Here is a 19,513-nt window from a genome sequence, read left to right on the forward strand (position 1 = left end):
GATGAGACGGCGATGGAACTGGAACTGCGGCATCTCAAGCTCGTGCGCGCCATCGCGGAGACGGGGAGTCTCACGCGGGCCGCCGGCCGGCTCGGTCTCGCCCAGTCGGCGATCAGCGCGCAGCTCAAGCGGATCGAACGGGCCCTGGGCGGCCCGCTGTTCGTACGCGACCGGGCGGGTGCCCGGCCCACGGCGCTCGGCGAGCTGGTGCTCGACCGGGCGCAGGTGCTGCTGCCCGCGGTGCGGGAGCTGCAGGAGGAGGCGGTGCGGTTCGCCAACGCCTGGGAGGACGTGCACCGGTTCCGGCTCGGCGGCACCCACGGGCCGCTGCTGGGGGCGCTGGTGGACCGGCTGGCGGCGCTGTACCCGGACGAGCCGGTGAGCACGTACACCTCCTGGTCGGTGCAGGAGATCAGCGAGATGGCGTCCTCGGGGCGGCTGGACTTCGCGCTGATCGGGGTCTGCGGCGAGAGCCCGCCGCCGGCCGAGGAGTTGGAGTGGCGGCTCGTGGGCACGGACCCGGTGTACTTCATGCTGGCCGAGGACCACCCGGCGGCGGACGAACCGGAGCTGGAGCTGAGCCGGTTCCGCGAGGACCGGTGGACGACGGTGCCCGGCGAGGGGTGCTTCGGCGACTGCTTCTCGGCGGCCTGCGCGCGGGACGGGTTCACGCCGGCCCCGATCCTGGAGACCGACACCGTCTCGTGCGCGCACCTGGTGCAGGTCGGCCGCGCGGTGGGGCTGTGCCGGGCGACCATGCCGCCGACGCCGGGGATCACCACCGTGCCGATCACGGGGACGCCGCTGAGCTGGCGGCACCTCATCGGCTGGCACCGGGAGTCGCCGGCGGCGGGCACGGCGCCCGCGGTGCTGATGTACGCGCGGGCGGCGCACGCGGAGGCGGCGCGGCGCAACCCGGTCTACGCGAAGTGGCTGGCCACCCACCCCGAGTACGGCACCGCCGGCTGACGGGCCGCACGGCCGCGGTCAGCCCGCCCGCCGGTCCTCCGCCACGCTCTCCGCCGGCACCCCGGCGGCCGCCGCCCGGCGCACGACCGGCCCGCCGCACTCGCCTATCCACCGGCGCAGCACGTGGTGCACCGACTCGGCGCCGGCCAGCGTCTGCCCCGGCGCCGCCGGCGGCGTCAGCCCCTCGGGCCAGAACAGGAACGCCCGGCTCTGCTCGCCGCCGAGGCCGCCGTGCGAGCCGATCTGGTCCTCGAAGGCGTGCACGGTGCCCGTCCGCGGTTCGTACGAGGAGTTGACCATGAGGTCCGCGGCGTGCGGGAAGCGCGCGGTGCGCAGCACCGCCTCCGCGGCGCCGGGCCCGAACGGCAGCAGCGGGTCGATGCCGACGACCTTGCCGGTCTCCAGGTGGTGCTCCGCGCCGTCGGCGCCGAGGACCATCGGCCCGTGCTCCTCGGAGCGCACCAGCACGAAGCCGATCCCGGGATGCTCCGTCAGCGCCGGCAGCAGCGCCGGGTGGCGGCGCTCGATCGTCTCCCGGCTGGCCACGCCGGGCAGTTCGGGGAAGGACACCAGGCCCAGGTTTCCGGAGCCCAGCACGACGGGCTCCAGGCCGCGCCGCCCCTCGCCGTCGTACACGTCCTCGGGGCGCTCCGGCCGGCGCAGCGCGGCGCGCGCGGCGGTGCGCGCCTCGGCGCCGCTCCTGGACTTCCCGGCCCGGCGCGAGACGGGCAGCCCGCAGCCGGCACGTACCAGGTCCTGCAGCGTGAGGCCGTACGTGGCGGCGAACGTCGGGCCGTGGCTCTGGCCGTGGTCCGACAGCAGCACGATGCGGTACGGGCGCGGGGCGTGCTCGGCGGCCTTGGCGACGAGCGCGATCGAGCGGTCGATGCGGCGCAGCACCTGCTGGCTGTCGCGGTGCTGCGGCCCCGCGTAGTGGGCGACCTCGTCGTATCCGACGAGGTCGGCGTAGACCGCCGTGCGCCCCGCGAGCATGTCCCCTATGACGGCGGCCACGACGACGTCCCGGGAGACGACGGTGGCGAAGGCGCGGACGAACGGGTACAGCCCACCGCGGCCGACGCGGGGCGTCTCCCGGCGCAGCCGGGAGCGCAGCGACTGGAAGACCTCGCGGCCGGCCTCGGCGAAGAAGGAGGCGAAGGTGCGGGAGGCGTTGGCGGGGTCGGAGAAGTAGGCGAAGTACCCGGCGCGCGAGCGGGTCTTCTTCTGCCGCCGGACGGCGACGGACAGCACCAGGGCGAGCTGGGTGGCGCCGCCGGTGAACAGGTTGCCGCGGCTGGCGGTGTCGCCGGGCTCGCCGGTGGCCAGCAGCCCGCCGGGCGCGGGCGGGTCCGCGGCGGCGCGGGCGGCGGCGCGGCGCTCCAGCTCCAGCGCGGTGGAGGGGTGGCTGCAGACCATCACCTCGCCGGTCTCCTTCTCGTACCAGCGGAAGGCGGGCACGTCCTCGTTGGTGCCGTGCAGGATGCCGAGCTGGCTGGCGCCGGTCTGGCTGGACCAGTCGGTGCGCCAGGGGACGAGCCGGTGGCTGGTGCCGTGCCAGGAGGCGACGGTCTCCATCACCGGCGGCAGCCGGTGCGCGAGCAGCCGCTGCCCGCCGAGGCTGCGCCCGCCGGCCCGCTCGCGCTCCTGCAGCGCGGCGTGCAGCACGTCGTGGCCGACGCCGTCGAGCTGGAGGAAGACGATGCCGGGGGCGGCGTCCGGGGACACGGCGGGGGCGCCGCGGCGGTACGCGAGCCGGGCGAGCCGGCGGCGGTAGGCGCCGTCGTCGCGGACGGTGAGCGCGGTGCTGGTGGCGGACGACGCGGCGGACATCACGGCGGCGACGACGACGGCGGTCTCCGGGTTGGCCTCGCCGCGTCCTGTGGGGTTGAGGCTGAGCGCGATCAGCAGCAGGGAGCCGTTGAGGAAGAACACGAGCAGGCCGAGCACGAAGGCGGGCACCAGCAGCAGGGCCCGGACGAGCACCGGCCACACCAGCGCGGAGAGCACGCCGAAGACGCCGGCGCCGACGGCGGCGGTGACGGCGATGTGCGTGGCGCTGTCGCCGTCGGGCGACTGGAGCCGGAAGTCGGGCAGGGCGCCGGCGAGGATGAGCATCGTCACCGTGCCGACGGCCCACACGACGACGATCCGGCCGAGGGCGCGGGCGGCGGCGCGCCTGCCCTTGCGCGTGGTCGCGGCCCGCAGGGCGGCCATGCCGGCGCCGGGGTCCGGATCGGGGCCGCGGTCCGGGCCGGAGTCCGGGTCGGGGTCCGCGGGGGTCTCGGGGTCCGGCCCGGTACGGGACGGGTCTGCCGCGTCCCTGCGGGTCGGCTGACCGGTCTCCGTGCGGGACCGGGCGTCCGTGCCCGTACGGGACCCGGTCCGCGGCCCGGACCCGTCGTCCGGGCCGGGTCTCGCGCCCTCCCCCGCGCCCTCCCCGGACCCGGGCTCCCCGCCCGGCCCGGTGTCCTCGCCGGGCGCCTTCCGCGGCTCTGCCATGCGCTGTCTCACCTCCGCTCCTGTCGTACCAGCCTTCCACAGCCGGGCGGCAACCGATTCCGCCCGGCCCCGCGACGCCGCACCCGGCGGGCGGGACGCCGTACCCTCGGTGGGGCCGGGGCAGGTGGTGGCGGCGGAGGGAGCGGGCGTTGCCGGTCGAGATCACGTGGTGGGGACATGCCACCGCGACCGTGCGGGACTCGGGGGTGCGGGTGCTGACCGACCCGCTGTTCGTGGCGCGGCTGATGCACCTGCGGCGGCGCCGCGGCGCGCTGCCGCCGCCGGCGGCCGCGATAGCCGACGTCGTGGTCGTCTCCCACCTGCACTCCGACCACCTCCACCTGCCGTCGCTGGCCCGGCTCACCCCCGGCACCCGGCTCGTCGTGCCGTACGGGGCCCGCGGCGCCGTGCCCGGTCTGGGGCGGCTCGCCGCCTCGCGGGGCCTGCCGGTGACCGAGGTGCGCCCCGGGGACGAGGTCGCCGCCGGGCCGCTGACGATCCGCGCCGTGCCCGCCGCGCACGACGGCCGCCGCTGGCCGTACGGGACGCGCACCGCGCCCGCGCTGGGCTACGTCATCGAGGGCGAGGCCCGCACCTACTTCGCCGGCGACACCGGCCTCTTCGACGGCATGGCCCGCGCCGTGGGCCCCTGCGACGTGGCGATGCTGCCCGTCGGCGGCTGGGGTCCGTTCCTCGGGCACGGGCACCTCGACCCGGGCCGCGCCGCCGAGGCGCTGGCGGAACTGGCGCCCCGTGCGGCGGTGCCGGTGCACTACGGCACGTACTGGCCGATCGGCATGGACGCCGTCCGCCCGCACGAGTTCCACGCCCCCGGCCACGACTTCGTCCGCCGGGCGGCCGCGCTGGCGCCCGGGGTGTCGGTGCACCGGCTGGGGCACGGCGAGAGCATGCGGCTGGAGGCGGCTCGTTGAGGGTGCCGAACGCGCCGCCCGGACTGCTCGCCGCCGCCCGGGACGTGGCCCCCGCGCAGCAGGCGGTGGGCTACCCCTCGCTCTTCCTGCTCGTGCTCGTGGGCGCGATGGTGCCCGTGGTGCCGACGGGCGCCGTGGTCAGCTCCGCCGCCGTCGTCGCCTTCCACCACGAGGCCGCGTACGCGCTGCTGCTCGTCTTCGCCACCGCCTCCGTCGCCGCTTTCCTCGGCGACGTCGCCCTGTACTGGCTGGGCAGCCGCGGCGTGCGCTCGCGGGGCGGCTCGCGCTGGCTCGACCGGCTGCGCGACCGCGTCGCGCCCGAGCAACTGGCCGGCGCGCAGCAGAAGCTGGAGCGGCACCGGATCTCCGTGCTGGTGCTGTCGCGGCTGATGCCCGCCGGGCGGATCCCGGTGATGCTGGCGTGCCTGCTTGCGCGGATGCCGCTGCGCACGTTCGTCCGCGGCAACTTCCCCGCCTGCCTGGCGTGGGCGGCCACGTACCAGCTGATCGGCATCCTCGGCGGCTCGCTCTTCCCCGAGCCCTGGCAGGGGGTGGCCGCCGCGGTGGCGCTGACGGTGCTGATCAGCGTGGCGCCGCCGGTGTGGCGCCGGCTGCGGGGCGACGGCCGGGGGCAGGACGCGTAGCCGGTACGCGCCCACGCGGCCATGCGCCCCGCGTACGCACCGCACGCCCCCCGCTCTCACAGCACGCGCGACGCCCCCACGGGCAGGTCCCACAGCTCCGCCCGCGGCCGGCCGGTGCGCTCCCACGCCGCGCGCACCCGCCGCAGCGGCTCCAGCGGCGGCTCCGCCGACAGCAGGAACGTGCCGAAGTGCATCGGCGCCATCCGCCGCGCACCGACGTCGGCGCAGGCGCGCACGGCCTGCTCGGGGTCCATGTGCACCGGGCCCAGCATCCAGCGCGGCGAGTACGCGCCGATGGGCAGCAGCGCGAGGGCGATGCCCGGCAGGCGGCGGCCGATCTCCTCGAAGAAGTGGCCGTAGCCGGTGTCGCCGGCGAAGTAGACCCGCCGGCCGGCGCCGTCGGTGAGCACCCAGCCGCCCCACAGCGAGCGGCAGGTGTCGGTCAGCGTGCGCTTGCTCCAGTGGTGCGCCGGTACGAAGTCGAAGCGCACCGGCCCGCCGGGCGCGGGCAGTTCCGCGGCCTCCCACCAGTCCAGTTCGGTGACGCGGGTGAAGCCGCGGCGGCGGCACCAGCGGGCGAGCCCGGCGGGCACGAACAGCGGGGTGGTGCGCGGCAGCCGCTTCAGGGTGGGGCGGTCGAGGTGGTCGTAGTGGTTGTGGGAGACGACGACGGCGTCGATGGGCGGCAGGTCCTCCCAGCGCACGCCGACGGGGGTGACGCGGGCGGGGGTGCCGAGGATCCGGCGGGACCACAGCGGGTCGGTGAGCACGGTCAGGCCGCCGATGCGCAGCACCCAACTGGCGTGCCCGGCCCAGGTGACGGCGACGGTGCCGGGGCCCGCGGCGGGCAGCGGGCCGGGCTCGTAGGGCAGTTCGGGGATCTCGTCGAGGGTGCGCTGCGCCGGGCGGAACTGGCCGGTGCGGGCCAGCCGGGCGAGCATGGCGATGCCGGGGAGGGGGGCGTTGAGGCGGTCGGTGAAGGACCGCGGCCAGCGGCGGATCTCGCCGAGGGGGCGCGGCTTCGTGGCGGCGCGCTCGGCCGGTGCGGCGCGGCCGGCGGCTCCCGTCCGCTGTGACTGGCTGGTCAACGGCCGGCTCCCGTCAGCTCGGTGAGGGCCGATCCGAGGGCTCTCAACGCCTCCGCCACCTGCGGCCATTCCGCGGGATCCGCCGGCTCGGCCCCCGGGACCCGGGAGGCTGCCGGGGCTTCGGAGGCGGGCGCGGCGGCGGGGGTCAGGGTGGTCGCGGCGGCGGCGGGCGGCCGGGCCTGGGCGGAGGCGAGGACGGCGGCGTGCGCGCCGCCCGCGTCGCCGAGCAGCGGCGCCGTGGCCACCCGTAGCCGCAGCGCGGTCAGGTCGTCGCCGAAGCGCTGCGCGCCGGCGACGGCGCGGGCGCGGGCGCCGGGGCCGAGCGCCCGGACGACGGCGGACTCCAGGTCCACGGCGTCCACGACGCCGCCGCGGGCCAGGTCCTCCCGCAGGGCTTCGAGGTCCGCGTACACGTGGTAGCCGGCCTGCGGCGGCCGGACCAGCGCGCCGGCGGCGGTCAGCACGTCCCGTACGGCCGCGGTGAGCCCCGCGTGCAGCCGGATGCCGGCGGCCAGCCGGCCGGTGACGGCGGGCGGCTCGGCGAGCGCCGCCGCGGCGGCGGCCGCGACGGGCGGCGGCAGCGGCGGCACGGCGGTGCCGAGCACGGCCAGCGCGGTGGCGTGCAGCGCGGCGCCCGCGCGGGTGGCGGGGAAGCGGGCCACGGCGGCGGGCCAGCCGGGCGGGGTGAGCGTGCCGCCGAGGTCGGCGAGGACGACGACGTCGTCGGGCAGCATCTCGGCGGGGCTGACGAGCACGGTGGCGTGCGGGTCGTGCAGGGTGTCGCGGTACGTCTCGTCGCTGACGACGACGAGCCCCTCCCGGGCCGCCGCCTCGCAGACCTCGTGCACCAGCTCCGGCGGCGGCACGGTGCCGGTGGGGTCGTCGGCGACGGAGAGGACCAGCAGTCGCGGGTCGCCGCCCTCGGCCCGTACCCGGCGCACGGTCTCCAGCAGCGCGACCGGGTCGGGGGCGCCGCCGGACTCCGCGGTGGTGGGCACGCGGTGCACGGCGCGGCCGAGGATCCCCGGCTGCGCCGCGTACCAGGACGCCGAGGGGCGGGGCAGCAGCACCTCGCCGCCGACCGCGGCGACCAGGGCGAGGAGCAGCGCGGGGCCGCCGGGTGCGGCGGCGGTCTGCGCGGGGTCGGTGGCCAGCCCCCGGCGGTGCCAGTAGCCCGCGGCGGCGGCGCGCAGCCCGGTGCCGCCGCCGGGCGGCCCGGGGGCGGCGGTGGCGGCGCGGGCGAAGCCGTCGACGAGTTCGGCGGGGGGTGGCAGACCGGCGTCGGGGACGGCCTGCTGCATGCGCCACCTCCTGCCGTCACGCGCCCGTCGGGCGCTCACAAGGGTGCGGATCTCTCTCACTGTCCCAGATCGGGCGGCCGCCGGGGCGGTGGGCTGCGCGCCTGGTCAGGTGAGGTGGGGACCGGTCGGTACGGGAGGGGCGCAGGGTGCGGCCGCGGCCGCGGGTCCGGCCCGTGCGTCCCCGGTCGCGCGCGTCCCCTCCGTACGGGTCCTCAGCCGCGCTCGCGCGCGCCCTCTCGGGTGCGGCCGAGGGCGACGGAGCGCTCGGGGTGCCGGCTCAGGTACTCGCCTTCGAGCTGCGCCATGCGGGTGTTGTGCATCGCGAGCGCCGCCGCCGAGCCGTGCAGCAGCGTGTCGTGACGGGTGCGGTGGATGGTCTCCAGCTCCTTGATCAGCTGCTGGTCGGTCAGCCGCGCGGGGGCGATACCGCCCCGGCGCCGGTCGCTCTCGCCCATCTGCGGCTCTCCTTCACGCCGGCTGTCTGCGTCTCCCAGGATCGGGCAATCCGTGCCCCGCTGCTACCCGGGCGGCGTACCCGTCCTCGCCGAGCACACCCCTCATTCCCGCATTGCAAGACGATGCTTCTCGTCATACGAGACGACGGATAGGCTGCCGCACATGACGGTCTACACCCACGGACACCACGACTCGGTGCTGCGCTCGCACCGCTGGCGCACGGCCGCCAACTCGGCGGCGTACCTGATCGGCGAGCTGCGCCCGGAGATGCACGTCCTCGACCTCGGCTGCGGCCCCGGCACGATCACCGCCGACCTCGCCGCCCTCGTGCCGCAGGGCCGGGTCACCGCCGTCGACGCGCAGGAGGCGATCCTCACCACGGCGCGCGCGGCTGCGGCGGAACGGGGCGTGGCGAACGTGGAGTTCGGCGTCGCCGACGCCGAGGCACTGGACTTCCCGGACGACTCCTTCGACGTTGTCCACGCCCACCAGGTGCTCCAGCACCTCGGCGACCCGGTGCGGGCGCTGGCCGAGATGCGCCGGGTGTGCCGCCCCGGCGGCCTCGTCGCCGCGCGGGACGCCGACTACGAGGCGATGACCTGGTACCCCGGTGTGCCCGCCCTGGACGACTGGCTGGCCACCTACCGCCGGGTGGCCCGCGCCTCGGGCGGCGAGCCGGACGCGGGGCGGCGGCTGGCGGCGTGGGCCCGCGAGGCGGGGTTCGAGGACGTGACGGCCTCGGCGAGCGCGTGGTGCTTCGCGGCGCCGGAGGAGCGCGCCTGGTGGAGCGAGTCGTGGGCGGACCGCACGACGGCGTCGTCGTACGCCCGCCTCGCGGTCGACGGCGGGCACGCGGACGCGGCGGCGCTGGCGCGGATCGCGGCCGGCTGGCGGGAGTGGGGCGCGGCGGACGGCGCGTGGTTCGCGGTGCTGCACGGCGAGGTGCTCTGCCGGGTGCCGTGACGGCCCCGCGACCCCGGCCCGTACCCGCTCCAACGGCCCGGCGCCGCAACGGGCTTCGCCGCCCCTAGACTCTCCCCATGGAGATCCTCGGCACCTCACTGCGCATCTGCGTGGACGACCTGGAGTCCGCCGTCGACACGTACGAGAGGCTGACCGGCGAACAGGCGCAGCACTTCTCGCAGGCGGGCGTCTCCGTCGCCGCGGTCGGCTGCTTCCTGCTGATGTCCGGTCCGCCGCAGACCCTCGACGTGCTGCGCAGAATCACCGCGACGCTGGCGGTCAAGGACGTCACCGAGGCCTACGCGACGCTCCGCTCGGTCGGCGCCGAGATCGTCGCGGGCCCGTCGGAGACGCCGATCGGGCGCAACATGGTCGCGCGCCACCCCGACGGCAGCATCTTCGAGTACGTCGACCGCCGCCGCTGACCGCTGCCGCTGCCGCTGCCGGCTAGCGTGCGGCGCCGGGGAGGTCGGTCATCTCGGCGGTCAGCGCCCAGCGTTCGTGGTCGCGCCAGGCGCCGTCGATGAACAGGTAGTCCGGCGAGAAGCCCTCCAGGCGGAAACCCGCTCGCTTGGCCAGCGCGATGGACGCGGCGTTGCCCGGCTGGACGTTGATCTCCAGGCGGTGCAGGCCGAGGTGCGTGAAGGCGTGCCGGACGACCAGGCCGATGCCCTCGGACATGTGGCCGCGGCCGGCGTACGGCACGAAGGCCGCGTACCCGAGGGCGCCGGAGAGGAAGGCGCGGCGCACGATGGCGTTGATGTTGACGAAGCCGGCGATGGCGCCGGACTCCCGCTCGCAGACGAGGAATCCCTCGGTCTGCGGCTCGGTGAGCCGCTCCAGGTAGGCGCGGTAGTCGGCGGGGGTGGCGGGCGGGGACAGCCACGGGCGGTGGAGTCCTGTGCTGGCTCGCGCGCGGGCGAGGAACTCCTCCTCGTCCGCGGGGCGCGGGATGCGGATCGCGGTCCGGCCGCCGGCCGCGAGGACGTCGTTCTCTGGCACCGGGCGAGTGTACGCCCCGCCTGCCGGTCAGGGGTTCGGCTGGACGAACCGCAGCCGGTTGCCGAAGGGGTCGGTCAGCTCCAGGATCGTGCCGATGCCGGCGTCCTCCTCGAGCCCGGGCTTCAGGTACGGATAGTCCTTGGCCTTCAGCTCCGCGTGCAGCTCGCCCGCGCCGTCGACCTCGATATAGGCGGTGGCGCCGGGGCTGGCGTCGCCGTAGTGCTCGCTGAGGTGGAGGGTGAGGTCGCCGCGGGAGACCTGCATGTAGAGCGGGAGCCCGTCGGAGAACCTGTGCTCCCAGTCGACTGTGAACCCCAGGTAGTCGAGGTAGAACTCGCGCGCCTTGGCGATGTCGAAGATGCGGAAGATCGGGACGGTACGCCGGAACAGGACAGTCATGCCTCCACTATGCCTCCGCCGCCAGCCGCTCGGCGAGACGGCGCATTCCGTCTCCCACCAGGTAGTGGCCGGGCAGTCCGGGGATCTCGACCGGGCGGCCCGCGGGGCGCCGGGGCGGGTGGCGTATGAGGTGCCCGAGGACGCGGGCGGCGAGCGCGGGGTCGTCGGGAGGGTCGCCGAGGACGTAGTGGTAGGCGTTCGGGCGCCAGTGGGGGTAGCGCTCGGTGAGGCCGACGATCAGCGCGGGCGGGCGGCGGCGGTACGAGGCGTAGGGCTCGGCATAGTACGACGTGCGGCGGCCCTCGGCGACGTTGCACGACGCGCAGAGCAGGCCGCGGACCAGGCCGGAGACATGGTGGTGGTCGATGACGAGCCGGTCCGGGCGCAGCCCGCAGACCGCGCACCGGCCGTCCTGCCAGCGCCGTATCACCGCGAGCGCCCCGCCCGGGCCGGCCGGTGCGAGGGCCGCGCCGGGCGGCGTCCAGTCGTGGCAGGCGGGGACCTCGCGGCCCGGCGGCGGCGTGCTGCTCATGCCGCCGACGCTACGGCCCTGCACTGACATCGGCCGCCGCCCGCGGCCCCTCCGCCCGCAGCAGCGCGACGAGTTCGTCCACATGCTCCCGGCGGGTGAGGAACCCGTTGACGTTGATCCGCAGCGCCCGCCGCCCGTCGAGTACCGTGGTCGCCACCCACGCCCGCCCGCCGCGCTCGACGCGCTGCTGGAGCGCGCGCTGCACCGCGTCCCGCGTGCCGGCCGGCGCCCCGCGCACCGCCTCGGGGAGATAGCGCACGCAGCACACCGCGGTCTGCACGTCGCCGACCGCCTCGAAGCCGTCCGCCGCGGCCAGCTCCGCGGCGAGGTACCGGGTGAGGTCCAACTGCCGCTCGACGATGCGGCGGTAGCCGTCGCGGCCGAGGCCGGCGAGGGCTGCCCACAGCTTGAGCGCGTTGGCACGCCGGGTGCCGAGCTGGCCCAGCCGGAAGAAGTCGAGCGGGCTGTCGTCAGGGGCGCCGTCCGCGCCGTCGCCGGCGGCGCCGTCCGGGGCGCCCTCCGCCGCCCGCCGCTCCGCGCCGCGCCGGTCGTCGAGGTACGCCGGATCGGTGTCGAACGCGTCGCGCAGCACCCGCGCGCCGCCGCGGGTCAGCAGCGCGCCGCAGGAGAACGGCACGAACATCCACTTGTGCGGATCCAGCGTCGCCGAGTCCGCCCGCGCCACGCCCCCCAGCAGGCCGCGGTGCGCGGGGGAGAACGCAAGCGCCCCGCCGTACGCCGCGTCGACGTGGTACCACAGCCCGTACTCCGCGGCCACGTCCGCGAGTTCGGCCAGCGGGTCGACGGCGCCGGTGGACGTGGTGCCCGCCACGCCGACGACGCAGGCGGGCCGCAGCCCGGCGGCGAGGTCCCGCTCGACGGCGGCGCGCAACTCGCCGACGCGGACGCGAAAGCGCGCGTCGGTGCCGATACGGCGCAGGTTCGCCCGTCCGACCCCGAGCACGTCCACGGCCTTGACGAGCGAGAAGTGGGCCTGTTCCGAGGCGTACACGCGCAGCCGCGCCCCGCCGGGCCCGGCGGTGGCGGCCGAGGCGTCCGCGGCGTCCCTGGCGCACTTCAGCCCGATGAGGTTCGCCTCGGACCCGCCGCTGGTGAGCGTGCCGAACGCACCGTCGCCGTAGCCGAGCAGCTCGCACAGCCAGCCGAGGACGCGCTCCTCCAGCGCGGTCGCGGTGGGCGACTGCCGCCAGGCGGCGGCATTCTGGTTGAGCGCGGAGCACAGCGCGTCGGTCCAGACGGCGACGGGCAGCGGCGCGGGGTTGAACAGGCCGAAGTAGCGCGGGCCGGAGATCTGGGTGGCGTCGGCGACGACGTCGCGGGCGAGCACGCCGAGCAGTTCCAGCGGGTCCGTGCCCTGCTCGGGCAGCGGCCCGGCGAACCGCTCGCGCAGCGCGGCCGGGGTGGCGTCGGAGCAGACGGGGAGGTCGTCGAGCGCGGCGGCGTAGTCGGCGACCAGCCGGGTCGCCGCGGCGCCCAGGCGCCGGTGCTCGGCGGCGAGCGCCGCCGCGGTGAGGTCGTCGTCGTGCATGGGTACGTGCATGGGGCCGATCTTCACAACCGGCCCGGCGACAGGGAAGGGGCGTCTTTCCGATGACAGGACATAGGGTTTTCCTATGGCCTTGTCGTTGGAGGATCTGCGGGTGTTCCGCTCGGTGGCCGCGGCCGGCAGCTTCGGCCGGGGCGCGGCGCGGCTGCGGCTGAGCCAGCCGGCGGTCAGCGAGCGGATGTCCCGGCTCGAACGCGACCTGGGGCGCCCGCTGTTCCTCCGCGGCGGCCGGGGCGTACGGCTCACCGCGGCCGGTGAGCGGCTGCTGCCCTACGCCGAGCGGTGCCTGGCGCTCGCCGAGGAGGCGGTCGCGGCAGTACGGGCAGAACGCGACCGCCCGCGCGTCCGCATCGCCCTGCATGCCACGTTCGCACCGACCGTGGTGCCGCGGGTGCTCGACGCCCTCGCGCCGCTCGACGTCGACGTCACCTGCACCGACGTGCACAGCGAAGAGGTGGTGCGCGGCCTGGACGACCACACCGTCGACATCGGGTTCGTGGTGCCCGGCCCGTATCCGCACACGTTGACCGTAGAGCCGTTCCTGACCGACCCGGTCGTCTGCGTCGCCCGCCCGGCGCATCCACTGGCCGCCGGCGGCCCGCTGCGGATCCGGGACCTGGCGGCGTATCCGGTGGCCTGTACGACGTGGGGCGACGGCGCGGCGCGATTCCTGGACCTGCTGCGCGCCGCCCCCGTACCGGCCGGCAGGATCCACCCGGTCTCCCCCGCCGAGACCGTCGCGGGACTCGCCCGCCGCGGCAGCCACACCGGGGTGCTGACCCGTTCCACCGTCGGCCCCGACCTGGCCGCCGGCGAGCTGGTCGAACTGCCCGTCACCGACCTGCCGCGCTGGGAGCTGACCCTCGCCCTCGCCCACCGCACGCGGGACGCCCGCACCGCGCCCGTACGGGCGGTGCGCGCGGCGCTGCTCGCAACCGGCTGAGTCAGCCCTGCTCCGGCGTCATCTGCGGCGCTGGAGCATCCACCCCACGATCATGCCGATGACCGCCACCGCGAGCAGCGCCAGCCACAGCGGCGTGGTGACCTCCCAGAAGAGCAGCTGGATGCGGGTGCGCCGGGTGTTCTGGAAGATGAAGGCCAGGCCGAGGGCGGCCAGCACGATCGCGACCACCCTGCGTGGGGTGAGCGCCTGCCCGGTGCCGCGCGCGCCGTCCGTCCGTGCCGTGGTACGAGCCATGGGCCCAGCATCATCCCGCGGCCGGCGCGGCGCCCGGCGGGCCGGGCCGTTCGGGCGAACGTCATCCGCCGGTGACGCCGTCGGCCAGCTCCCGCACGATGTCGAGGTGGCCGGCGTGGCGCGCGTACTCCTGCAGCACGTGGAAGAGGATCAGCGCCAGCGACGGCGCCTCGGCCGCGCTCCCGAAGCGCCCGCCGACGGCGGCCGCGCGGTCCAGCGGCACGCCCGCGACGATCTCCCGGGAGCGGGCGCACGCCGCCCGGAAGTCGTCCTTCAGCTCCTCGGTGCCGGTGTCGGCCGGGACCGTCCAGCGGTCGTCGGGGCCGCGGTCGCCCCACGGGTCGGGCAGCGGCCGGGCGGCGAAGCCCCACTCGAACCAGCGGCGCTCCACCCACGTCAGGTGGACCAGCAGTTCCAGCGGCGTCCAGCCGGAGGCCACCCGGCTGGAGCGCAGCTCCTCCTCGGCGAGGCCGTCGAGCTTGCGCAGCACCTCGGCCCGGTAGTGGTCGAGGTAGGTGTCCAGCAGCTCGCGCGGGTCCGTGCGGGAGCCGGGTGCGGGCTCGTCGATCGGCATCCGCGACCGGTCCGGCGGCGGGCCCTTCGCGCGGGCGGGGCGCCTCATGCGAGCCCCGGGGTGTCGAGGGTGAGGGTGCCGGCGTCCGCGTCGAGCACGGCGGGCACGCCGAGGGGGACGGTGAGGGCGGGGACGCCGTGGCCGAAGTCCAGGCCCTCCAGCACCGGCACGCCCAAGTCGCCGAGCCGGTCGGCGAGGACCGCGCGCACGTCCTCGTACGGGCCGCAGTCCGCCCAGGTGCCGCAGGCGACGCCGGCGACGCCGGTCAGCCAGCCGCTGCGGCGGAGCTGGGTGAGGATGCGGTCGAGGCGGTAGTCCTCCTCCTCGACGTCCTCGATGAGCAGGATGCCGCCGGCCGCGCCGGCGTGGGCGCCGGGGGTGCCGACGCCGGCGGCCAGCAGGCTGACGCAGCCGCCGAGGGTGACGCCGCGGGCCCGGCCGGGGACGAGGGCGCGGGCGCCGGGGTTGGTCAGGCGCTGCACCGCGGCGGGCTCGAAGAGGGTGCGGCGCAGGTGGTCGCGGGTGGCGTCGTCCTCGACGAACGGGCTCCAGGCGGGCATCGGCCCGTACAGCGTGGCCACGCCGAGGTGGGTGGCAACGGCCTCGTGCAGGGCGGTGGCGTCACTGAAGCCGGCGTAGAGCTTGGGTCCCGCGGCACGCAGGGCGGCCCAGTCGACGTGGTCGACCATGCGCTGCGCGCCGTAGCCCCCGCTGCCGGAGAAGACGGCCGCGACCTCGGGGTCGCACCAGGCGCGCTCGAAGTCGCGGGCGCGGGCGGCGTCGTCGGCGGCCAGGTAGGACAGCACGCCGTGCTTGCCGTACGCGGTGGGGTGGACGACGACGTCCAGACCCCAGCCGCGCAGCACCTCGACGCCGGCGTCCAGCTTCTTGCGCGGGAACCCGCCGCTGGGCGCGACGACCGCGACGCGGTCGCCGGGGCGCAGGCGGCGGGGGCGGACGAGCGCAGTGGCGGACCCGGTGGCGGACCCGCTGGCGGACCCGGTGCCCGGCGCGGAGGCCGTGCCCGGGGCGGACGACGGGCCCGGGGCGGCGGCGCGCGGGGGCGCGGCGGCCGGGGGCACGGGCGCGCCCAGGTCCACGGCCGGCACGTCCGGCGCCGCGAAGCCGAACGTCTGCGCGTACAGCGACAGCTCGGCCTCCAGCGCCCGGGTCAGGGTGTCGGCGCGCCGGAAGCCGTGGCCCTCGCCCTCGAAGGTGACGTACGCGTGCGGCACGCCCCGGCCCGCGAGCGCCGCCAGGAACCGCTCGCACTGCACCGGCGGGCAGATCACGTCGTCCAGGCCCTGGAGCAGCAGGAACGGCGCGGCGATCCGGTCGGCGTGGTGGACCGGGGAGCGCTCGCGGTACCGCTCGGGCACCTCGGCGAGCGGGCCGACCAGCGACTCCAGATAGCGGGACTCGAAGTCGTGGGTCTCGTCGGTGGCCCAGCCGGCGAGGTCGAGGATGGGATAGATGATCGTGCCGCACGCGTACAGCCCTTCGGCCAGCGGCGAGGTGAGGGACGCGGCGGTCGTCCAGCCGCCCGCGCTGCCGCCGCGGATCGCCAGCCGGGCCGGGTCCGCGGTGCCCTCGGCGGCCAGCGCGCGGGCGACGGCGGCGCAGTCCTCGACGTCCACGACGCCCCACTGCTCGCGCAGCCGCTCCCGGTAGGCGCGGCCGTAGCCGGTGGAGCCGCCGTAGTTGACCTCGGCGACGCCGATGCCGCGCGAGGTGAAGTAGGCGATCTCCAGGTCGAGCACGAGCGGTACGTGCCCGGTGGGGCCGCCGTGCGCCCAGATCACGTACGGCGGCAGTTCGCCCGCGGGGCCGGTGGACTCCGGGTGCCGCGGCGGGTAGACGTGGGCGTGCACCTCGCGGCCGTCCGGGCCCGCGAAGGTGCGGGACTCCGGGCGCGGCAGGTAGGCCGGGTCGACGGCGTCGCGGTGGGCGTTGCCGGCGACGCGGGCGTAGCCGGTGGCGGTGTCCAGCTCGACGACCTCGTACCCGGTGACGGGGCTCGCGGCCAGGCCGAAGACCCGCTCGCCGGTGACGGCGAGGGCCCCCGCCCAGTTCGACCAGGGGCCCGGCACGTCGGCCAGCTCGCCGGTGGCGGGGTCGAGGACGCCGAGGCGGGTGCCGCCGGTGCCGTGCAGGGTGGCGACCAGGCCGTTGCCGAGGACGGCGAACCAGCGCAGCCCGACCTTCCACAGCGCGTCGGCGAACTCCTCCGGCAGCGGGCAGAGTTCGCCGGCCACGGCGGTGGCGGGGTCGACCCGGTGCAGGTTCCACCAGCCGCTGCGGTCGGTGGCGGCCACCAGCGTGCCGTCCGGCAGCCACTCGGCCTGCGCGACGGACTCGGCCTCGGGGCCCGTCTGGGCGCCGAGCACCGTCGTGACCCCGGCCAGCCGGCCGTCGCCGGTGACGTCGGCGACGCGCAGCTCCGTGCCGTCCCAGGGCATCCGCGGGTGGTCCCAGGCGATCCAGGCGGCCTGCCGGCCGTCCGGGGAGAGGCGGGGGCCCGTGACGAAGCGGTGCCGGTCGTCGGTCAGCTCGCGCACGGCGGCGCGGTCGGCCGCCGCCGAGCCGTCCAGCGGCACGGCGGCCAGCACGCGGCGCACGTCGGTGGGCGACGGGCCGGTGAACTCCTCCAGCACGCACCACACCTCGCCCCGCTCCGGCAGCACGACAGCGTCGCACCAGCGCAGCCCGCCGCCGACGGCGGAGACCGGCGTGAGCGGGCGGGGCTCGCCGCCGGCGTCCGGCTCGTATGCGTACAGCCGCTGGTCGGCGAAGTGGGTGAAGACGATCAGCGGGCCGCCGTCGGGCCGCGGCACGCCGGCCCAGGGCCGGCCGCCGTACTCGATGACCCTGTTGCGCACGTTCCACGGCGGGGGCAGCACCGACTCCTCGGTGCCGTCCGGGCGCAGCCGCACCAGCGCCCGGCGTCCGCCCTCGCGCGGGCGGGGAGCGGTCCACCACACCTCGTCGCCGACGGCGTCCAGGTACTCCGGGCGGCCGTCGTGGGTGGCGGCGAGGGCGGCGGTCAGGGGGGAGGGCCAGGTGCCGTACGGGGCGGTGGTCACGGGCGGCGTCGTCTCTTTCCGCTGGTGGTCGAGGCGCCGGCGGACTCGGCGGCGCGCTCGCTGGTCGTTGCGTGCGTCCCACGCGCTGATCGGGGGCGGTGTGGTGCCGTCAGGCCGATCTGAGGAAGTCGTCCAGCACCCGCACGCCGAAGTGCAGCGCCTCGACCGGCACCCGCTCGTCCACGCCGTGGAACAACTCCTGGTAGTCGAAGCCGGCGGGGAGCTTGAGCGGCGAGAAGCCGTAGCCGGTGATGCCGAGGCGGGAGAACTGCTTGGCGTCGGTGCCGCCGGACATGCAGTACGGCACGACGCGCGCGCCGGGGTCGAAGCGCTCCAGGGAGGCGCGCATCGCGGCGTAGACGGGGGCGTCGACGGGGGCGGTGAGCGGCACCTCGCGGTGGCTGAACTCCCAGTCGACGTACGGGCCGGTCAGCTCGTCGAGCGTACGGGCGAACTCCTCCTCGCCGCCGGCCACCATCCGGCCGTCGACCTGGGCGGTGGCGCTGCCGGGGATGACGTTCACCTTGTAGCCCGCTTCGAGGACCGTGGGGTTGGAGCTGTTGCGCACGGTGGGGGCGACGAGGGCGGCGGCCGGGCCGAGCTTGCCGAGCAGCGCGTCCACGTCGAAGCCGGGGTCGTCCAGCTCCTCGGGGGCGACCTCGACGCCGTACGCGGCGGCCGTCCCGACGAGCGCGGCGCGGACGGTGGGCGTGAGCCGCACCGGCCAGCGGTGCTCGCCGATACGGCCGACGGCGGCGGCGAGGCGGGAGACCGCGTTGTCGGAGTTGACCTTCGAGCCGTGTCCGGCGCGGCCGCGGGCGGTCAGCCGCAGCCAGGCCGTGCCGCGCTCGCCGGCGGCGACCGGGTAGAGGCGCAGGCCGTCGCCGGCGTGGAAGGTGAAGGCGCCGGACTCGCTGATGCCCTCGGTGCAGCCGTCGAAGAGCGGGGCGTGCTCCTCGGCGAGGTAGCCGGAGCCGTACTCGGCGCTGGCCTCCTCGTCGGCGGTGAAGGCGAGCACGATGTCGCGGCGGGGGCGGACGCCGGCGCGCGCCCAGGCCCGTACGACCGCGAGGACCATCGCGTCCATGTTCTTCATGTCGATGGCGCCGCGGCCCCAGACGACGCCGTCGCGCACCTCGCCGGAGAACGGGTGGACGCTCCAGTCGGCGGGCTCGGCGGGCACCACGTCGAGGTGGCCGTGGACGAGCAGGGCGGGCGCGGCGGGGTCGGTGCCCTCGATGCGGGCCACGACGTTCGTCCGGTCGGGGGCCTTCTCCAGCAGGGCGGGCTCGATGCCGGCGCCGGCGAGCCGCTCCGCGACGTACTCCGCGGCCTGGCGCTCGACGCCGTCGCCGCCGCCGTGGTTGGTGGTGTCGATGCGGATCAGGTCGGAGGTGAAGCGCACCACCTCGTCCAGCGCGGCGTCGTCCGGGCCCGGGCCCTGCACGGCCGGGCCGGGTGCGGTCGCGTCAGCCATACTGCTCCTCCACGGCGGCCGAGACGAGCGTGGTGACCGCCTTGAAGCAGCGGATGCCCTCGTACATGGTCTCCGTCGTATACGCCACGCGCCGCTCACCGGCCGGCGCCACGCCCGGCACCACCGTGGCCGCGCCGGCCAGGTGCTCTGCGTCGAACTCCAGCTCCACCGTGAACGGCCCGCCGCGCACCGGTTCCGTGCGCACGGCGAGCGCCGCGGCCTCGGTGGCCGCCGCGCGGATGTCCGCCGCCGTACGGGCCGGGGTGCGGCACACCGCCGCGTACCGCGAGACGTAGTCCTTGACGGCGACGCCGGGGGCCGCGGGCGCGTACCCCTTGGCGTCCTCGACGGTCTTGTCGTCGCCCGTGACGAGGACCACCGGGACCCCGAACTCGGCGACCACGTGCGCGTTCAGCAGGCCCTCGCTGGCCCGCACGCCGTTGAGCCAGACGCCCGTGATGGAGTTGGCGAGGTAGGTGTGCGCGAGGACGCCCTCGGCGCCCGCACCCGTGTGGTAGCCCACGAAGGCGATGCCGTCGACGTCGCCGTGCTGGACGCCCTCGACCATGGACAGCGACTTGTGCCGTCCGGTGAGCATCTCGGCGCGGTCGTCGAGCCGCTCCAGCAGCAGATTGCGCATCGTCCAATGCGCCTCGTTGACCAGCACCTCGTCGGCGCCGCCGGCGAAGAAGCCCTCGATGGCCGCGTTGACGTCGGATGTGAACATCGGCCGGCAGCGCTCCCACTGCGGGCCGCCGGGAAGCACGTCGGCGGGCCACGTGACGCCGGTGGCCCCCTCCATGTCTGCGCTGATCAAGACCTTCATGCC

At 76.5% G+C, this 19,513-nt stretch carries 19 protein-coding genes; 6 read left to right on the top strand and 13 right to left on the bottom strand.

Annotation, left to right across the window (positions count from 1 at the left end; translation table 11 throughout):
- The first annotated feature begins 12 nt into the window (after positions 1-12).
- Positions 13-969, top strand: coding sequence for a LysR family transcriptional regulator (locus LG396_RS07860; RefSeq protein WP_018837101.1), 957 nt, complete (start codon positions 13-15; stop codon positions 967-969).
- Between the two features lie 18 nt (positions 970-987).
- Here the strand turns inward: LG396_RS07860 and LG396_RS07865 are convergent, their stop codons facing one another.
- Complete coding sequence (locus LG396_RS07865; protein ID WP_225794183.1) at positions 988-3,468, bottom strand: phage holin family protein; 2,481 nt, start codon at positions 3,466-3,468, stop codon at positions 988-990.
- 149 nt (positions 3,469-3,617) lie between these two features.
- On the opposite strand from LG396_RS07865, the gene LG396_RS07870 reads away from it, so the two are divergent.
- A complete protein-coding gene (locus LG396_RS07870) occupies positions 3,618-4,400 on the top strand; it encodes an MBL fold metallo-hydrolase (protein ID WP_037746950.1) in 783 nt (260 codons plus the stop codon).
- 2 nt (positions 4,401-4,402) lie between these two features.
- Positions 4,403-5,044, top strand: a complete 642-nt coding sequence (locus LG396_RS07875) for a DedA family protein (RefSeq protein WP_018837098.1) — start codon at positions 4,403-4,405, stop codon at positions 5,042-5,044.
- Positions 5,045-5,100: 56 nt separating this feature from the next.
- Here LG396_RS07875 and LG396_RS07880 read toward each other — a convergent pair whose 3' ends face one another.
- From LG396_RS07880 to LG396_RS07890, 3 genes are all read right to left on the bottom strand, one after another.
- Positions 5,101-6,132, bottom strand: a complete 1,032-nt coding sequence (locus tag LG396_RS07880; RefSeq protein ID WP_225794184.1) for an MBL fold metallo-hydrolase — start codon at positions 6,130-6,132, stop codon at positions 5,101-5,103.
- Positions 6,129-7,433 carry an aminotransferase class I/II-fold pyridoxal phosphate-dependent enzyme gene (locus tag LG396_RS07885; protein ID WP_225794185.1) on the bottom strand — a complete coding sequence of 435 codons (1,305 nt, stop codon included), beginning with the start codon at positions 7,431-7,433 and terminating at the stop codon, positions 6,129-6,131. Before LG396_RS07885 ends, LG396_RS07880 begins: the two co-directional genes overlap by 4 nt.
- A 212-nt stretch (positions 7,434-7,645) precedes the next feature.
- On the bottom strand, positions 7,646-7,888 hold the full coding sequence (locus LG396_RS07890) for a DUF6158 family protein (RefSeq protein ID WP_018837095.1): 243 nt from the start codon (positions 7,886-7,888) through the stop codon (positions 7,646-7,648).
- Between the two features lie 163 nt (positions 7,889-8,051).
- On the opposite strand from LG396_RS07890, the gene LG396_RS07895 reads away from it, so the two are divergent.
- The gene (locus tag LG396_RS07895; protein ID WP_225794186.1) at positions 8,052-8,852 is read left to right on the top strand and encodes a methyltransferase domain-containing protein; all 801 of its coding nucleotides are present in this window, start codon (positions 8,052-8,054) and stop codon (positions 8,850-8,852) included.
- 77 nt (positions 8,853-8,929) lie between these two features.
- Entirely contained in the window at positions 8,930-9,277 is a 348-nt protein-coding gene (locus LG396_RS07900; RefSeq protein WP_018837093.1) for a VOC family protein, read from the top strand.
- A gap of 22 nt (positions 9,278-9,299) precedes the next feature.
- On the opposite strand, the gene LG396_RS07905 is transcribed toward LG396_RS07900, so the two are convergent.
- The 4 genes from LG396_RS07905 to LG396_RS07920 are packed head-to-tail and all read right to left on the bottom strand — an operon-like array spanning position 9,300 to position 12,346.
- On the bottom strand, positions 9,300-9,854 hold the full coding sequence (locus LG396_RS07905) for a GNAT family N-acetyltransferase (RefSeq protein ID WP_100301381.1): 555 nt from the start codon (positions 9,852-9,854) through the stop codon (positions 9,300-9,302).
- A gap of 27 nt (positions 9,855-9,881) precedes the next feature.
- A complete protein-coding gene (locus LG396_RS07910) occupies positions 9,882-10,253 on the bottom strand; it encodes a glyoxalase superfamily protein (RefSeq protein ID WP_018837091.1) in 372 nt (123 codons plus the stop codon).
- A 7-nt stretch (positions 10,254-10,260) separates the two neighbouring features.
- The gene (locus LG396_RS07915; protein WP_225794187.1) at positions 10,261-10,785 is read right to left on the bottom strand and encodes an endonuclease domain-containing protein; all 525 of its coding nucleotides are present in this window, start codon (positions 10,783-10,785) and stop codon (positions 10,261-10,263) included.
- Positions 10,786-10,795: 10 nt separating this feature from the next.
- Positions 10,796-12,346, bottom strand: coding sequence for a pyridoxal phosphate-dependent decarboxylase family protein (locus tag LG396_RS07920; protein WP_225794188.1), 1,551 nt, complete (start codon positions 12,344-12,346; stop codon positions 10,796-10,798).
- 73 nt (positions 12,347-12,419) lie between these two features.
- On the opposite strand from LG396_RS07920, the gene LG396_RS07925 reads away from it, so the two are divergent.
- Positions 12,420-13,295, top strand: a complete 876-nt coding sequence (locus tag LG396_RS07925) for a LysR family transcriptional regulator (RefSeq protein ID WP_225794189.1) — start codon at positions 12,420-12,422, stop codon at positions 13,293-13,295.
- An 18-nt stretch (positions 13,296-13,313) separates the two neighbouring features.
- Here LG396_RS07925 and LG396_RS07930 read toward each other — a convergent pair whose 3' ends face one another.
- The 5 genes from LG396_RS07930 to LG396_RS07955 form a co-directional block, all read right to left on the bottom strand.
- A complete protein-coding gene (locus LG396_RS07930; protein ID WP_018837089.1) occupies positions 13,314-13,550 on the bottom strand; it encodes a lipopolysaccharide assembly protein LapA domain-containing protein in 237 nt (78 codons plus the stop codon).
- A 61-nt stretch (positions 13,551-13,611) separates the two neighbouring features.
- Positions 13,612-14,124, bottom strand: coding sequence for a DinB family protein (locus LG396_RS07935; protein WP_225794276.1), 513 nt, complete (start codon positions 14,122-14,124; stop codon positions 13,612-13,614).
- Positions 14,125-14,168: 44 nt separating this feature from the next.
- On the bottom strand, positions 14,169-17,207 hold the full coding sequence (locus LG396_RS39630; RefSeq protein WP_308190073.1) for a prolyl oligopeptidase family serine peptidase: 3,039 nt from the start codon (positions 17,205-17,207) through the stop codon (positions 14,169-14,171).
- Between the two features lie 109 nt (positions 17,208-17,316).
- Entirely contained in the window at positions 17,317-18,684 is a 1,368-nt protein-coding gene (locus LG396_RS07950; RefSeq protein ID WP_225794190.1) for a M20/M25/M40 family metallo-hydrolase, read from the bottom strand.
- Positions 18,677-19,510, bottom strand: a complete 834-nt coding sequence (locus LG396_RS07955; RefSeq protein ID WP_018837085.1) for a M55 family metallopeptidase — start codon at positions 19,508-19,510, stop codon at positions 18,677-18,679. The genes LG396_RS07950 and LG396_RS07955 overlap by 8 nt, the downstream gene beginning before the upstream one ends.
- Between the last annotated feature and the right edge of the window lie 3 nt (positions 19,511-19,513).

It is taken from the genome of Streptomyces aculeolatus (genome assembly GCF_020400605.1).
Taxonomy (GTDB): Bacteria; Actinomycetota; Actinomycetes; order Streptomycetales; family Streptomycetaceae; genus Streptomyces; species Streptomyces aculeolatus.